The 15,489-nt window shown below is 63.7% G+C and carries 16 protein-coding genes and 3 tRNA genes; 10 read left to right on the top strand and 9 right to left on the bottom strand.

From position 1 onward, the window contains the following. Positions 1-165: 165 nt before the first annotated feature. Both LDO29_RS01945 and LDO29_RS01940 read left to right on the top strand, forming a co-directional pair. The gene (locus LDO29_RS01945; RefSeq protein WP_224078105.1) at positions 166-468 is read left to right on the top strand and encodes a hypothetical protein; all 303 of its coding nucleotides are present in this window, start codon (positions 166-168) and stop codon (positions 466-468) included. 94 nt (positions 469-562) lie between these two features. Beyond that, a complete protein-coding gene (locus LDO29_RS01940; RefSeq protein WP_224078104.1) occupies positions 563-832 on the top strand; it encodes a hypothetical protein in 270 nt (89 codons plus the stop codon). A gap of 142 nt (positions 833-974) precedes the next feature. Here the strand turns inward: LDO29_RS01940 and LDO29_RS01935 are convergent. The 4 genes from LDO29_RS01935 to LDO29_RS01920 all read right to left on the bottom strand — a co-directional run bounded on the left by LDO29_RS01935 (position 975) and on the right by LDO29_RS01920 (position 2,206). After that, positions 975-1,050 (bottom strand) — tRNA-Met (locus tag LDO29_RS01935). A 97-nt stretch (positions 1,051-1,147) separates the two neighbouring features. Beyond that, positions 1,148-1,387, bottom strand: coding sequence for a hypothetical protein (locus LDO29_RS01930; RefSeq protein ID WP_224078103.1), 240 nt, complete (start codon positions 1,385-1,387; stop codon positions 1,148-1,150). A gap of 220 nt (positions 1,388-1,607) precedes the next feature. Next, positions 1,608-1,892, bottom strand: a complete 285-nt coding sequence (locus LDO29_RS01925; protein WP_224078102.1) for a hypothetical protein — start codon at positions 1,890-1,892, stop codon at positions 1,608-1,610. A 237-nt stretch (positions 1,893-2,129) separates the two neighbouring features. Then, positions 2,130-2,206 (bottom strand) — tRNA-Arg (locus LDO29_RS01920). Positions 2,207-2,338: 132 nt separating this feature from the next. On the opposite strand from LDO29_RS01920, the gene greB reads away from it, so the two are divergent. After that, the gene (greB, locus tag LDO29_RS01915; protein WP_224078101.1) at positions 2,339-2,905 is read left to right on the top strand and encodes a transcription elongation factor GreB; all 567 of its coding nucleotides are present in this window, start codon (positions 2,339-2,341) and stop codon (positions 2,903-2,905) included. A gap of 17 nt (positions 2,906-2,922) precedes the next feature. Here greB and LDO29_RS01910 read toward each other — a convergent pair whose 3' ends face one another. The 4 genes from LDO29_RS01910 to LDO29_RS01895 form a co-directional block, all read right to left on the bottom strand. Then, complete coding sequence (locus tag LDO29_RS01910; protein WP_396022613.1) at positions 2,923-5,484, bottom strand: RelA/SpoT family protein; 2,562 nt, start codon at positions 5,482-5,484, stop codon at positions 2,923-2,925. Positions 5,485-5,559: 75 nt separating this feature from the next. Beyond that, a complete protein-coding gene (gene rpoZ, locus LDO29_RS01905; protein WP_006578656.1) occupies positions 5,560-5,763 on the bottom strand; it encodes a DNA-directed RNA polymerase subunit omega in 204 nt (67 codons plus the stop codon). A gap of 90 nt (positions 5,764-5,853) precedes the next feature. Next, a complete protein-coding gene (gmk, locus tag LDO29_RS01900; RefSeq protein ID WP_224078100.1) occupies positions 5,854-6,504 on the bottom strand; it encodes a guanylate kinase in 651 nt (216 codons plus the stop codon). A 72-nt stretch (positions 6,505-6,576) separates the two neighbouring features. Further along, positions 6,577-7,512: a YicC/YloC family endoribonuclease gene (locus LDO29_RS01895; RefSeq protein WP_224078099.1), complete on the bottom strand. Its 936-nt coding sequence runs from the start codon at positions 7,510-7,512 to the stop codon at positions 6,577-6,579. Between the two features lie 158 nt (positions 7,513-7,670). On the opposite strand from LDO29_RS01895, the gene LDO29_RS01890 reads away from it, so the two are divergent. The 5 genes from LDO29_RS01890 (at position 7,671) to hemW (ending at position 12,382) form a co-directional block, all read left to right on the top strand. Continuing rightward, entirely contained in the window at positions 7,671-8,735 is a 1,065-nt protein-coding gene (locus LDO29_RS01890) for a serine/threonine protein kinase (RefSeq protein ID WP_224078098.1), read from the top strand. Between the two features lie 50 nt (positions 8,736-8,785). Further along, positions 8,786-9,700: a PP2C family protein-serine/threonine phosphatase gene (locus LDO29_RS01885; protein WP_224078097.1), complete on the top strand. Its 915-nt coding sequence runs from the start codon at positions 8,786-8,788 to the stop codon at positions 9,698-9,700. An 84-nt stretch (positions 9,701-9,784) separates the two neighbouring features. Beyond that, positions 9,785-10,504, top strand: a complete 720-nt coding sequence (rph, locus tag LDO29_RS01880; protein WP_224078096.1) for a ribonuclease PH — start codon at positions 9,785-9,787, stop codon at positions 10,502-10,504. A 15-nt stretch (positions 10,505-10,519) separates the two neighbouring features. After that, the gene (rdgB, locus tag LDO29_RS01875) at positions 10,520-11,137 is read left to right on the top strand and encodes an RdgB/HAM1 family non-canonical purine NTP pyrophosphatase (RefSeq protein ID WP_224078095.1); all 618 of its coding nucleotides are present in this window, start codon (positions 10,520-10,522) and stop codon (positions 11,135-11,137) included. A 3-nt stretch (positions 11,138-11,140) separates the two neighbouring features. Then, complete coding sequence (hemW, locus tag LDO29_RS01870; RefSeq protein ID WP_224078094.1) at positions 11,141-12,382, top strand: radical SAM family heme chaperone HemW; 1,242 nt, start codon at positions 11,141-11,143, stop codon at positions 12,380-12,382. An 81-nt stretch (positions 12,383-12,463) separates the two neighbouring features. Here hemW and LDO29_RS01865 read toward each other — a convergent pair whose 3' ends face one another. After that, entirely contained in the window at positions 12,464-12,970 is a 507-nt protein-coding gene (locus LDO29_RS01865) for an outer membrane lipoprotein (RefSeq protein WP_224078093.1), read from the bottom strand. 236 nt (positions 12,971-13,206) lie between these two features. On the opposite strand from LDO29_RS01865, the gene LDO29_RS01860 reads away from it, so the two are divergent. Both LDO29_RS01860 and LDO29_RS01855 read left to right on the top strand, forming a co-directional pair. Beyond that, positions 13,207-13,296, top strand: a tRNA-Ser gene (locus tag LDO29_RS01860). A 112-nt stretch (positions 13,297-13,408) separates the two neighbouring features. Next, positions 13,409-15,202 carry a site-specific integrase gene (locus LDO29_RS01855; RefSeq protein ID WP_224078092.1) on the top strand — a complete coding sequence of 598 codons (1,794 nt, stop codon included), beginning with the start codon at positions 13,409-13,411 and terminating at the stop codon, positions 15,200-15,202. Positions 15,203-15,489: the final 287 nt, after the last annotated feature.

Genomic DNA, 15,489 nt, shown 5'->3' with positions numbered 1-15,489 from the left:
CTGTTCTCGAAGCCGCCTGGCCGGGAAGTGAAGCACCCCGCACGAATTTGGCTGAGGGGTTGCGTATCATGAGTTTTTGCGCCTTTCGCGAGCGCATCGCAAGATGCACTGAACAAAGCGAGCGAGCTGCAGTCTCACTCGCATTCCACACGAAGAGTCGCGTTCATGACCAAGCGTTTGTTGTCCGCCATGCGTCAGTACGCATGGTTTGCCGGTGTCAAACACCATGTCGTCCAGGGCGTGGAAGCCCTGGCCGAGTTGCTCAAATCCCCCTCCGCCGCGGCCCGCGCGGTTGCCGCCGTCATTGCCGAGACCGAACATGGTGTACAGGTCTGGGTGTCGTACTTCGGCAAGCCGCTGGACCCCCATACGAACTACGTACTGTGGCCTGCCCGGGCTCTTCGCCCCGCGCGTCGCCGCGTACAGCCGATTCCGCTGGAACACATGCGGCGCACGCAAGACGACTGAACGCTGGCCTTCGAGCTCGGCGGCAAGCGTACTGGAAGGGGCTCGCCCCTTCACTACAATGACTTTGTGTTCCGGTCGTCGACAAGGAGCGGATATGCCCGAACCCAGACATGACGAAGCGCTGGTCAATCTCTATCTCGAACGCATTTCGGCGCTTTCAGTGAGCGCATTCGACGGGGCCGATGTCAGCAGCGAACTCGATGAGGTCGTGCGCGAAGCCACGTCGCGCAGCGGCACGGACAGCGGCACGTTGAGCGTCCTGGCGAGCCGTCTGCGCGATCGGGCGGAAGCCGCCGACCGTGAAGGCCAGCCGCTGGTGCGCGATACCTTTGCGCGCGCCGCCAGCCTGGTTGCATCGAAATAAGAGCATGCGCCAGCGAATCTGACACGCCTGATCAAGCGTGAATGCGACTTGGCGGCCGTGCCGTGCATCCCGGTACGGGAACTGGCGAATAACTTGGGGAAATTCGGCCGATCGGCCTAAGGAACCAGGCGCCTGAAGGCGTTGGTTGCGGGGGCAGGACTTGAACCTGCGACCTTCGGGTTATGAGCCCGACGAGCTGCCAACTGCTCCACCCCGCGTCTGAGAAGAAAGATTATGTGGGATCCGCGCGCCGATGGCAAGCATTATCTTTGCTCTCGCGCGAATTTCGCACTCGATAGCGCGCAACGCCCGGCATCAAGCGATGCGCCTCTGCTTGCCTTCGTGTTCTGCTTCAGCAAGTACGGTTTCGATGTACTGGTTCACTTGGTCAAGCGCTTCGAGCTTGGTGTCGAAGGGATGGTTGGGAAACGGATTGTGCCGTGGCGCCAGTATCTCGCCGTCCTGCCTGCGGATGATCTCCACCAGGATCGACCATTTGCCCTTGGGCAAGGCAATCACTTCGTAGACGATCTTGCAGCTTTCAAATTCCGGCATGGCGTGTACTCCTTTACTGCGTGGCGGACGGAACATTGCCCGCCTCCACATCCAGAGTAGGAGTGCACCCTTGAGACAAAAATGATCCGCGTCAATCGACGCCAATCAATGTAGATCACAGCATGATATAAGCCATTGCATGCACCGGAACAATGAGCGCATGCGCAGCACAGGGCGCATGCAACGCCCGCACAAGCGTCACGCGACGCACAGGAACGCACTATTTGCCGGGCCCGACGATCCGATCCACAAGTGCATAGCCGGCGCTGAACGCCGCGACTTCCGCCGCATGACGCGTGGCGAAGTGCTGCGTGCCGCTGACCAGCAGTTCCGTATCGCCAGCATCAGCGGGGTCCGCGCCCTCCTGGCAGACGCGGACCTCATAGCCCCATTGCGCAGGCGCCCCCATGCTAACCACACTATCGCTGCCTTCATATTGCTGCGTCACGAGCACGTAGACGTCCATGTCGCGATACGCCTCCACACGCCACTCGGTTTGCACCATGCCGACCTCCTTGCGCGAATCTGTTGCACCTTGTTTCGAGCCTAGGTGCGCGCACAAGGGACTGCAAGGCATGCGCACTGTCGTCGACAGATGGCGAGCGATGAAATATGAGATACCGGGTAACGTTGCGCGAGGCGCGCAGCAAGAGACGAAGCAGGACGCAAAAGCGCGATAATGAAAATACGCGGAAATGAAAAAAGGCTTCCGTTTCCGGAAGCCTTTTTCTTTCTGCATAGGTGGCGCGGCTGGCAGGATTCGAACCCACGACCCCTTGGTTCGTAGCCAAGTACTCTATCCAACTGAGCTACAGCCGCACTCGAGAAGTGAGATTATATCTGAGTTTTCATTTTTGTGAACCCCCTGCGGCACATTTTTTCGTTTTTTCTTCAGACTCGGGCTGCCGTCATGGTTTTCTATAATGGCAGACCGAAGATGTGATCCCGACCATGAACAAGGCATTTGTCAAAGAATCGTCCGGTGACGACGAAGACGATCTCCCCGAAGGCGCTACCCCGCTGCCCGCCGGCACGAAGAACTACATCACCGCCGAAGGCTATGACCGCCTGCGCAATGAGTTGATGCAGCTGATCGACGTCGAGCGTCCCGATGTCGTGCAGATCGTGTCGTGGGCCGCCTCCAACGGCGACCGATCCGAGAACGGCGATTACCTCTATGGCAAGAAGCGCTTGCGCGAGATCGACCGCCGCATCCGTTTCCTCACCCGGCGCCTGGACAAGGCCGAAGTGGTCGACCCGTCGCTGCAGGGCGACAACGACCAGATCTTCTTTGGCGCGACCGTCACTTACGCCAACCAGGCCGGCGACGAGACGACCATCACCATCGTCGGCATGGACGAGGTGGATCTCGACACCAACCACGTGAGCTGGATCTCGCCGATTGCCAAGGCGCTGATCAAGGCGCGCGAAGGCGACACCGTGGCGCTGCGCACGCCGGCCGGCGTGGAACAGATCGATATCCTGGAAGTCAGCTACCCGCCGCGCAAGGCGGGCTGATTGCACGGCGGCGGTGCTCAGCCGTCGTTGCGGTCGCGGAAGATGCGGATCACGTCCGGGTTCCGCCGCAGGGCGCGCATCACATTGGCCAGGTGCAGGCGGTTCTGCACCTGGATAATGAATTGCATGTAGGTCGCTTCCTGGTGGCCGACGTCCTGCTGCTCCATCGACACGTGCGCCACGTTGGCGTCGGCCGAGGTCAGGTCCGCTGCCACGCGGGCGACGATGCCCTTGACGTTGCGTACCATCACCTTGATCGACACGTCGAATGCGCGCGTGGTCTTCTTCGCCCACATGACGTCGATCCAGTGCTCGGGATCCTTGCTGTGCAGGCGCTTGGCCACCTTGCAGTCCTGCACGTGGATCTGCAGGCCTTCGCCCTTGCCCAGGTAGCCGACGATCGGATCGCCCGGGATCGCACGGCAGCACACCGGGAACAGGATCGACATGCCTTCATCGCCCGTGATCGGCACGGCAGGCGCTTCTTCGCCCGAGAAAGTCTGCACGGCAGCCAGCAGCGCGCTGTCCACATCGCCTGACAGCTCCTGCAGCAGGATCTCCATGCGCTTGGCCACCACGGCAGGCACGCGCCGGCCCAGCGCCAGGTCGGCGAAGATATCTTCGCGCTGCTTGTTGCCGGTCCACTGCACCATGCGGTCCCACACGGACTGGGGCACGGCCTTCAGCTCGAAGCCCAGCTGGCGCGCCGACTGTTCCAGCAGCCGTTCGCCAAGCTGAATGGCCTCGTCAAGCTTGGTGGTCTTGAGGTAGTGGCGGATCGCCGCGCGCGCCTTGCCCGTGCGCACGAACGACAGCCACGCCGGGTTCGGCTTGGAGTATGGCGCGGTTACCACCTCGACGATATCGCCGCTCTTGAGCTCCGTGCGCAGCGGCAGCAGTTCGTTGTTGATCTTCACGGCGACGCACTGGTTGCCCAGGTCGCTGTGCACCGCATAGGCGAAGTCCAGCGCGGTGGCGCCGCGCGGCAGCGCGCGGATATGCCCCTTGGGCGTGAACACGTAGACCGCGTCCGGGAACAGGTCGATCTTGACGTGTTCGAGGAATTCCTGTGAATCGCCGGTCTGGCTCTGGATATCGAGCAGCGACTGCAGCCACTGGTGCGCCTGCTGCTGGATATCGTTGGCCTGGTCCGCCTGCGTCTTGTACATCCAGTGCGCGGCCACGCCAGCCTCGGCGATCTGGTGCATCTCGCGCGTGCGGATCTGGAACTCCACCGGCGTGCCGAACGGGCCCACCAGCGTCGTATGCAGCGACTGGTAACCGTTGATCTTCGGGATCGCGATGTAGTCCTTGAACTTGCCCGGCATCGGCTTGTACAGGCCGTGCAGCGCGCCCATCGCCATATAGCAGTGCATCTGCGTTTCCACGACCACGCGGAAACCGTACACGTCCAGCACCTGCGAGAACGACAGCTGCTTGTCGTGCATCTTGCGGTAGATGCTGTAGAGCGTCTTCTCGCGGCCGGATAGTTCGGCCACGATGCCGGCATCGGCCAGCGCCTTCTGCGCGGCCTCGAGGATGCGCTTGACCACCTCGCGCCGGTTGCCGCGCGCGGCCTTCACGGCCTTCTCGAGCGTGGCGTAGCGGAACGGCGAGCCGACCTTGAACGACAGTTCCTGCAGCTCGCGGTAGATGGTGTTGAGACCGAGCCTGTGCGCGATCGGCGCATAGATCTCCATGGTCTCCAGTGCGATGCGGCGGCGCTTCTCCGGCGGCACGAAGTCGAGCGTGCGCATGTTGTGCGTACGGTCGGCCAGCTTCACCAGGATCACGCGCACGTCGCGCGCCATCGCCAGCAGCATCTTGCGGAAGCTCTCCGCCTGCGCCTGCTCGCGGCTCTGGAATTCGAGCTTGTCCAGCTTGGTCAGGCCATCGACCAGTTCGGCGACCTTGGGGCCGAACTTCTCGGCCAGCTCGCTCTTGGTGATGCCCTGGTCTTCCATCACGTCGTGCAGCAGCGCCGCCATGATGGACTGCACGTCGAGCTTCCAGTCCGCGCACAGCTCGGCCACCGCCACCGGATGGGTGATGTACGGTTCGCCGCTCTGGCGGTACTGGCCCAGGTGGGCCTCATCGGAGAACTGGAAGGCCTCGCGCACGCGTGTCAGGTCGGGCGCCTTCAGATAGGCCAGCTTCTCCATCAGCCGCGAGATGGAGATGACCTGCTGGCGCGGCGGCACCGCGGGCTGCGAAGTCGGCCCGAAGAAATGCCGGTATGACTGCGCCAGCACAGCGTCGATGAACAGGCTGTCGCCTGCCGGTGCTGCCGGCGCCTCTTCCACGGCCGTCAGCTCGTCGTGTATTGCCGATGAAGGCGCCATGCGTGCCTTGCCCTGCGCAATGGGCGGTACGACGGCACGCTCTCCGACAACATCGTTGCCGAGCGGATCAGGAAGATTGGGAGCGCCGGTGCGCGCGGTCACGGATGCCTGGCCGGAAGGAGAGCGCTTACGCGCGGACGCCGCTCCGGCATCGCTGCCCGTCTCGCCGCGCGGGAGCGAGGCGCCGGCCTGGGAGCCGGGAGAAACGGTTGGCGAGGATGGCTGTGAGGAAGGCATGGGGACGGCCCCTGGAATCCGGCTGCTGGATGCGTACGCACACGATGCAAGGATGAACCAAGGCCGCCCGGGGAATCAGGTCGGGACCTTCTTGAGCATCTCGATGCCGACCTGGCCCGAGGCGATTTCACGCAGGGCAACCACGGTGGGCTTGTCCTTCGCTTCCACCTTCGGGGTGTGGCCCTGCACCAGCTGGCGCGCACGATACGTGGCCGCCAGGGCGAGCTCAAAGCGGTTCGGGATGTGTTTCAGACAATCTTCGACGGTAATACGCGCCATATCAAATCCACCTTGGGACAAAACCTGTTGGGTTGCTATTTTACAGCACCGCGCGGGAATCGCCCGGCGGCGCCCCGCGCGCATCCGCGCTCAGTGAATGCCAAGCTCGATGAAGAGCTCTGCGTGGCGCGCCTTCTGCGAGGAAAAGCGCAGGCGCGTGGCACGCACCACGTTGCGCAGTTCCTCGAGCGCGTTGTCGAACACCTCGTTGATGATGACGTAGTCCGACTCCGATGCATGCGCCATTTCGCTGCCGGCAGCCAGCAGGCGCCGCACGATCACGTTCTGCTCGTCCTGCCCGCGCTTCTTCAGGCGCTCTTCCAGCGCCGTCAGCGACGGCGGCAGGATGAAGATCTCGACTGCGTTGGAGAAGCGCTTGTGCACCTGTTGCGCACCCTGCCAGTCGATCTCGAGCAGCACGTCATTGCCTTGCGCCATCTGCTCCTCGATCCACACGCGCGAGGTCGCATAGTAGTTGCCGTGGACTTCGGCCCACTCGAGGAATTCGCCGCGGTCACGCGCGGCGCGGAACGTGTCCACGGAACAGAAATGGTACTCGCGACCGTCCTGCTCGCCGGGGCGCGGCGCACGCGTGGTGTGGGAGATCGACAACCGGATCGCCGGGTCCAGCGCGAGCAGTGCGTTGACCAGGGTCGACTTGCCGGCTCCGGAAGGTGCCACCACCATGAACAGGTTGCCGGGATAGACGGTATCGATGGCGGTGTGAGGCGTATCGCTCATGTGAATTCTTTGGTTCTTCAGGCGTCGTGGCGCCGGGTGAAACGGAGTGCGTTGGACGGGAGCGTTGCTGCGTTATTCGAGGTTCTGGATCTGTTCGCGCATCTGCTCGATCAGCAGCTTGAGCTCCATCGACGCGTCGGCCAGTTCCTTGGCGGCCGCCTTGGAGCCGAGCGTGTTGGCCTCGCGGTTGAGCTCCTGCATCATGAAGTCGAGCCGCTTGCCGACCTGCCCGCCCTTCTTCAGGATATGACGGGTTTCGTTCAGGTGCGCCTGCAGGCGCGACAGCTCCTCGGCAATGTCGATGCGGATGCCGTAGACCGTGGCTTCCTGGCGGATGCGCTCGGCGATCTCGTCGCGGCTCATCGACGGCATGCCCGCCGGCGCCGCGAGGTTGAACGCTTCCTGCAGGCGTTCGGTCAGCTTTTCCTGATGGTGCGCGATCAGCTGCGGGATGGTCGGCGTGAGCCGCTCGACGATGGCGAGCATCGTATCGATACGCTCCATCAGCGTAGCCTTGAGCGCCTCGCCCTCGCGGCGGCGCGCTTCACGCAGCTGATCCAGCGCTTCACGCGCGGCGCCCATCACGGCTTCGCGCAGCGCGTCCTGGGACAGTTCGGGTTCGACCAGCACGCCGGGCCAGCGCAGGATCTCGCCCATGCGCAGCGTGCCGGCCGTCGGGAACGTGTTGGCGACCGTGGCTTCCAGCGCGCGGACCTGGCCGAGCAGGCCTTCATTGAGCGCCAGCGTGGCGCCGCCGGTATCGGTGCGCTGCAGGTTGATGCGGCATTCCAGCTTGCCGCGCGACAGTTCGGCCATCAGCATCTCGCGCAGCGCCGGCTCGAACGCGCGGCACTCCTCGGGAGCGCGGAACAACAGGTCGAGAAAACGCGAATTGACAGTCCGAAATTCCACGGAAACGGAAGCCGTCCTGCCGCTGGGCTCGCCCTGCGCGTTTGTCAGCGGCGCCTGGCGGGTTGCCAGGCCATAACCTGTCATGCTGTGGATCATTGAGTGTTCTCGCGAAATGGCGTGCGGGCCGGGAATAGGCTGGCCCACCGAAAAGGCGGCTTGCATCCGCCGAAATGGGGCAACAATGCCCGCTATTGTGTTCTTTACAAGTGACCGATTAGCCGTGACAATCCCGAGGCAAATCCGGTCCGATTCCTATGACAGAGTCCAAGGGCGCTACACAACCCAAGAGTGCACCGCTGCCCGTCGGCACGCTGTTGTCCAACTATCGTATTGTAAAGAAGTTGGCCAGCGGGGGGTTCAGTTTCGTCTACCTGGCCACCGATGAGACCGGGGCACCCGTCGCCATCAAGGAATACCTGCCCTCGTCGCTGGCGCGGCGCAACCCGGGCGAGCTGATCCCGGTGGTGCCCGAGGAAAATGCGGCGTCATTCCGCCTGGGCCTGAAATACTTCTTCGAAGAGGGCCGCTCGCTGGCCCGCATCTCGCATCCCAGCGTGGTGCGCGTGGTGAACTTCTTCCGAGAAAACGCCACCGTCTACATGGTAATGAACTATGAGATGGGCAAGACGCTGCAGGAGCATATCCTGGCCGCGCGCCAGCAGGGCCGCGCCAAGGTGCTGCGCGAGCGTTTCATCCGCAAGGTTTTCCACGACCTGATGAGCGGCCTGCGCGAAGTCCATATCCACAAGCTGCTGCACCTGGACATCAAGCCCGGCAACATCTACCTGCGCGAGGACGAATCGCCGATCCTGCTCGATTTCGGCGCCGCGCGGCAGACGCTCACCATGGAAGCCAATCGTTTCCAGCCGATGTACACCCCCGGTTTTGCCGCACCCGAACTGTATGGCAAGCACAGCGAACTCGGGCCCTGGACGGACGTCTACAGCCTGGGGGCAACGCTATACGCCTGCATGGCCGGCATGCCGCCGCAGGAAGCCAACCAGCGCGAGAAGGACGACCGCATGGGCGATGCCATCACGCGCCTGCGCAGCAGCTACACCAATGGCCTCGTCGACCTGGTCGAATGGTGCCTGCGGCTCGTCCCCGCAGAGCGCCCGCAGAGCGTCTTCCGCCTGCAGAAGGAGCTGCGCGAGCAGACCAACGCCCTCGGCGAGCAAGCCGCCCAGGCGGCGCCGGCCGTCCCTGCGGAACGACCGGAACGGACGGGTCCGTCCAGCCGTTTCCTGACCTTGCTGCGCCGCCGCGACGACTCCGTAGCCGCCACCACGCGCCAACCCGCCGATACAAGCGGCGACTGAGTCACTCGCGTCCGCGCATTTCCGAACCGAACCCTCCTCGAACAGCCAACATGCGATTCTCCGTCTATCAGGAAAGCAGGAAAGGCGGCCGCCGCATCAACCAGGACCGCATGGGTTACTGCTTCACGCGCGATGCCCTGTTGATGGTGCTGGCCGACGGACTGGGCGGCCACGCATTCGGCGAAGTGGCCGCGCAGCAGGCGCTGCAGACGCTGGCGCGCCAGTTCCAGTCCCAGGCCCGCCCGGCGATCCGCAACCCGGCGGATTTCCTGCAGGACACCATCATGCTGGCGCACCGCGAGATCCACCGCTACGCGGAAGCCCACCGGCTTTCAGACGTGCCGCGCACGACCGTGGTCTGCTGCCTGGTGCAGCACGGCCAGATCCACTGGGCCCATGCCGGCGATTCGCGCTTCTACCTGGTGCGCAAGGGCCGGCTTCTGACCCGTACGCGCGACCACTCGAAGATCGAGAACCTGCTGCAGCAGGAACGCGTGCTGCCCATGGAAGTGGCCAACCACCCCGAGCGCAACAAGCTCTACAACTGCCTGGGCTCGCCCAACCTGCCGCTGATCGACATCGGCGGCCCGGTGCGGCTCGATCCGGGCGATGTCGCGCTGCTCGGTTCCGATGGCCTGTGGGGGCCGCTCGACGAGCCGGAGATCGTGGACCGGCTGACCCGGCTGTCGGTCGTGCAGGCCGTGCCCGAACTGATCTCGCGCGCGCTGGAGAAAGCTGGCGAAGGTGCCGACAACACCACCGGCATCGCCATGATGTGGGAGCTCGACGCCAGCGTGACAGGTGACGAATCCGTCATGACCGACACCCTGCCCCTGAACGCCTTCACGACCTCCATCCTGGAGCGCCCCGGCACGGAGGCAGACCTGCTTTCCGAAGAGGAAATCGAGCGCTCCATCGCCGAGATCCGCGCGGCCATCGATAAGACCAGCAACCTGATGCGTTGAGCGCATCCTGCCCGGTGCGTCGGGCACGCGGGGCCCGCCGGCGTTAGAATCGCGGTCTCTACCCGATTCGAGCGAACCATTCCCATGCGACCCAGCGGACGCGCAGCCGATGCCCTGCGTTCTATCAGCCTGACCCGTCACTACACCCGCCACGCCGAGGGCTCCGTGCTATGCGCCTTTGGCGACACCAAGGTGCTGTGCACCGCCAGCGTGCTGGCCAAGGTGCCGCCGCACAAGAAAGGAAGCGGCGAAGGCTGGGTCACGGCCGAATACGGCATGCTGCCCCGTGCCACGCATACGCGCTCGGACCGCGAAGCTGCGCGCGGCAAACAGACCGGCCGCACCCAGGAAATCCAGCGCCTGATCGGCCGCGCCATGCGCTCGGTGTTCGACCTGGCCGCGCTGGGCGAATACACGCTGCACCTGGACTGCGACGTGCTGCAGGCCGACGGCGGCACCCGCACTGCAGCCATCACCGGTGCATTCGTGGCCGCGCATGATGCGGTCTCGGTCATGCTGCGTGACGGCCTGATCAGCGCCAGCCCCATCCGCGACTTCGTCGCCGCCGTTTCGGTCGGCATGGTCGACGGCGTGCCGGTGCTGGACCTGGACTACGCTGAAGACAGCAACTGCGACACGGACATGAACGTCGTCATGACCGGCAGCGGCGGCTTTGTCGAGGTGCAGGGCACCGCCGAGGGCACTCCCTTCAGCCGCGCCGAACTGGACGCCATGACGCGCCTGGCCGAGGCCGGCATCGCGCAACTGGTCCGGCACCAGCGCCAGGCGCTGGGCCTGGCCTGAAGGACAGGACTCGCCATGCAACGCCTGGTACTCGCTTCCAACAACCCCGGGAAGCTGCGCGAATTCGGCGCCTTGCTGGCCCCGCTCGGCTTTGACGTCGTGCCCCAGGGCGAACTGGGTGTGCCCGAAGCCGAAGAGCCATACGCGACCTTCGTCGAGAACGCGCTGGCCAAGGCCAGGCACGCCAGCCTGCTGGCCGGCATGCCCGCACTGGCCGACGATTCCGGCATCTGCGTGCAGGCGCTGGACGGCGCACCGGGCGTCTATTCGGCACGCTACGCGCAGATGGCCGGCCAGGCCAAGTCCGACAACGCCAATAACGCGCACCTGATCTCGCAGCTGGCCGGCAAGCTGAACCGCCGCGCGCATTACTACTGCGTGCTGGTCTTCGTGCGGCATGCCGCCGATCCCTGCCCCATCATCGCCGAGGGCGTATGGCATGGCGAAGTCGTCGACGCCCCGCGCGGCGCAGGCGGCTTCGGCTACGATCCGCACTTCCTGCTGCCTCAACTGGGCAAGACCGCCGCGGAACTGCCCGCCGAAGAAAAGAACGCCATCAGCCATCGCGCGCTTGCACTGCGCGCGCTGACGGCACGCCTGCAGGCCGATGGCCGCGGGCCGCGAGCGGGCTAAGCGATGATCCCGATCGTACCGGCCGGCACGCCCCCGGCCGCCACCGCCGACAACACGCAGCTCTGGCTCAAGCCCGGCCAGATCGCCCTGCCAGGCTCACCGCCACTGTCGCTCTACGTGCACGTGCCCTGGTGCGTTCGCAAGTGCCCCTACTGCGATTTCAATTCGCATGCGGTCCCGGGCAAAGACGGCAGCCATGACATTCCGGAAGAGGCCTACCTCGACGCCTTGCGCGCCGACCTGGAGCAATCGCTGCCGCTGGTGTGGGGCCGCCCGGTCCATACGGTGTTCATCGGCGGCGGCACGCCCAGCCTGCTGTCCGCGGCCGGCATGGACAGGCTGCTGTCCGATATCCGTGCCCTGCTGCCGCTGGATGCCGATGCCGAGATCACGATGGAGGCCAACCCCGGCACTTTCGAAGCCGAACGCTTCGCGAGCTACCGCGCCAGCGGCGTGAATCGGCTTTCCATCGGCATCCAGAGCTTCAACGACAGCCACCTGCAGGCACTCGGCCGCATCCACGGCGAGCGCGAGGCACGTGCGGCCATCGATATCGCGCAGCGCAGCTTCGACAACGTCAACCTGGACCTGATGTACGCGCTGCCGGGCCAGACGATGGAACAGTGCCGCAGCGACCTGGAGGCCGCGCTGTCGTATGGCACCACGCACCTGTCGCTCTACCACCTCACGCTGGAACCGAACACGCTGTTCGCCAAGTACCCACCCGCGCTGCCGGACGATGATCTTGCCTACGAGATGCAGGACCTGATCGAGGCGCGCACGACTGAGGCTGGCTATCGCCACTACGAAACCTCGGCCTACGCGCGCCCGCATCGCGAAGCGCGGCACAACCTGAACTACTGGCGCTTTGGCGACTACCTCGGCATCGGCGCCGGCGCGCACGGCAAGCTGTCGTTTCCCAACCGCATCCTGCGCCAGATGCGCCACAAGCATCCCGCCACGTACATGGCACAGGCCATGGCGGGCAACGCGGTACAGGAAGCGCGCGAAGTCAGCGCGGATGAACTGCCGTTCGAATTCATGCTCAATGCATTGCGCCTGACCGACGGCGTGCCGGCGTCCAGCTTCCACGACATGACCGGCCTGCGGCTGCACGCCATCAGCCGGCCGCTCGCGGCGGCGGAAAAGAAAGGATTGCTCGAAGCAGACCCGACGGTGATACGCCCGACCGAACTCGGCCGGCGCTTTCTCAATGACCTGCAGGAGATGTTCCTGAAGGACTGAGGCTGCCGCGGCAGCCGCCACGAAAGCACGAAGGCCACGGCATTGCCGTGGCCTTCGTGCTATGCAAGACTCGCCCCGGGATCAGTACGGTACGGCCATGTCATTGGCCACGCGGGCGCGCATGCCGACCTGCAGGTTGCCCAGGTTGCTCTGCGTCACCGTGGCAACACGGCCATCATCCAGCCGCACGTTGACGCGATAAGCGGTCTGCGTATTGCTGCCGGCGCGCTTCTCGATCTGGTTGCCGGCTACCGCGCCGACCACTGCCCCACCGATCGTTGCCGCCGTCTGCCCCCGCCCGCCGCCGACCTGGTGACCCAGCAGGCCGCCCGCGGCGCCGCCGATCACGGTGCCCAGAAGGCCGGAGCTGTTCTGCGTGGAGGTAATCGGCTCGATGGACTCCACACGCCCGTAGTAAACCGAGCCTGCCGGCGCCTGCGTGGTATAGCCGCCGTTGCCAGCCGGCGGCGGGGGCGGCGCGTTGTAGCCGGTGTTGTACCCATTGTTGTAAGGCGCCGCGCAACCGGCCAGTCCGATTGCAGCCAACATGGCTGCAAGCACCATCCGATTCTTCGACTTTCTTTGCATCTGGAATTCTCCTCTGTTGCCAGGTAAAGCCGGGAAAACGGCACTTGCTCCGTTTCCCGGCACACCGATATGAGCCATACCTGCACGGTAAGGTTCCGCCGTGTCAGACAGGCACCGACAACATGATCGCCAGATTTGCCCAAGGAAATGCCCGGGCCTTGTATAATGCGCGGCCTGTACTGGCCCTTGCGCCAGCGGCATGCAACGCAATCCGCGCTACAATGCCGGCACTCTAAGGAAGCGTGGCCGAGTGGTTTAAGGCAGCAGTCTTGAAAACTGCCGATGGGGTGACCCATCCGTGAGTTCGAATCTCACCGCTTCCGCCAATTCAAGCCAAGTCATTGATTTGCCGATAGATAGGGGAGTTTTCACCCTTGACTGGTACACATGACTGGTACACAACGGCAGCGCGAGGTTCGGTCAGCACAGGACGCTGACATGCCCCTCTACATGCGCAAGGACGACTACGGCTACAAGTTCGTCCGCCCCATCCCCAAAGAGTTGCGCGGCCACCTTGGCCTGGCCAATTTCATCAAGAGATTGGGCCGGGACTACCGGAAAGCCAAAACCGCCTGCGCCGAGCTCACCGTTGATACAAACCGGCAACTTGCCGAAGCCCGGGCCAAACTGGCCAACCAGAACTCGGTCGATGCGTTCCTCAAGCAGGATGCCCGAGCACGGCTCAAGACCATCTCGGTGACCCCCGACCTCTCCGACCAGTTGGCCGCGCTCTGGCTGCAAGGGCTGAGCGTCGACGCCAAAGCCCGCGAGGCTGGGCGCGACGAGGACGAATTTGAGTCGTTGGATGCCAACGTGGTGGAGATGCTGCCCCTTATCAACCGAGCACTCGCATCCGGGCAAGTCGGCAAGTTCCACGGCGCCATCGCCCAGTTGCTGATGATGCGGGGCTATCAACTGAGCGCAACGGACGCCGAGTGGCAGGCACTCACCTACGGGGTACTCCGGCACATACAAGCCGGCTACAAGATTCTTGCAGCCCGCCAGCAAGGCGAGCAACTCGCCCCGCCCGACTTGTCTGCCTTGCCCGAGCCGCTGCCCGCGGTCTGGGAATCACAGGAGCCTGCCACGGCAAAACAGCCAACCCGCGTTGCCGATGTCGCGCCGCTGTATGAAGAGCACCTGTCGTCAAATGGCGACAAGACCCGGAGTACAAACCTTTCCATCTGGGACCGGCTTGTTGAATACACCAACAACAAACTGCTGACTGCAGTGACCTCGGCAGACATCTTCAACTTCATCAAGAGTCGCCTACACGATGCGGACAAGCCGTGGAGCCACGGCTATGCAACTGGTCGAGCCAAGAGAGCCATTTTCGACGCTTTTGCGTTGGCCAAAACCCTGGGTCTCGTCGAAAAAAACCCGGTCGCCGAGCTGGAAGTTGTTCCGAAAATCAGCGCCAAAGTGGAAAAGAGCCGCCGCAAACCTCGCTTACCGTACAAGGCACATCACCTGAACACGCTGTTCTCGTCGGAATGGTACAACCCGGACTCCCGAAACTGGCGCGGGAAGATGAAAGAGGACCTGGGCGCCCGATACTGGATTCCCCTGCTGTGCATGTGGCACGGCTTCCGCGTGGGCGAGGCCACGCAGCTACAGACCCACGACGTGAATTTGGAGTGGTCGTTAGTCAAGATTCAGGTCACCGAAGAGGAAGATGAGGTCGGGCCCGACCGTTCCGTAAAAAACTCGGCGACGACGCGCGAGGTACCGATTCACCCGGTACTGATTGAGCTAGGGTTTCTTGACTTTGTTCGCTCCATCTTGCGCCACTACCCGAATGGGCCACTGTTCCCGGCGGCGCTCCCAGAACTGGGCGGGGAATCCCCGAAATGGGGTCGCGCGTACGAGCAGCCATTTCTGCGGTTTACGCGCGACACACTGCAATTCGGGCATGGTTACGGAAACCATAGCTTCCGACACGTGCTGGAAGACAGGATTCGAGCCGCAAACGTAGAACAGCCTTGGCCTGAAGGGCTGTCGCGAGCCTACACTGGGCGCGCAACGACTCGCGCCAAGGACAAGTCTGTGACCCGGGAGGAAGGCAGCGAGCAATACTACGGCGACGGCTACGCGCCAAGCGCCATCCTGCGCTATATCAAACAAATCACGTATCCTGAAGTCACGCTGCCCCCGCCGTTCAGGACGTGGCTTGGAAGCAGAGAGGTCGTTAGCAAACGACTATTGACGCTCGCACAGCGGTGGAAGAACTGACCTCCACGCCCGCAAGGTTCGCGCATTGCGGTTTTTTTCTTTTTTCGGCGCCTCTACCGCGCTAGCGAGCAGGCGGAGACGAGCGCCAGTGAGGCGCCAAAATGAACCGTTGAACTTTGGCTGGCGCTACCTTAAAGGTGTTGCCGGCTGGCTGAGCCATCGAGCCTTCGCTCAATCCGCGGGCATCGCGCGCGGGGCGGCCCAGGAACTATGGGGAAATGGACCGGAAAATGCCCGCTTAACTCTGACCTGCGCTGCGCTTACTTCGCTCTACACTGGCCCTGCTG

This window comes from Cupriavidus laharis (assembly GCF_914271435.1).
GTDB classification, from domain to species: Bacteria; Pseudomonadota; Gammaproteobacteria; order Burkholderiales; family Burkholderiaceae; genus Cupriavidus; species Cupriavidus laharis.
Note: the sequence above shows the minus strand (reverse complement) of the source record. Positions and strands in the feature narration are given on the sequence as shown.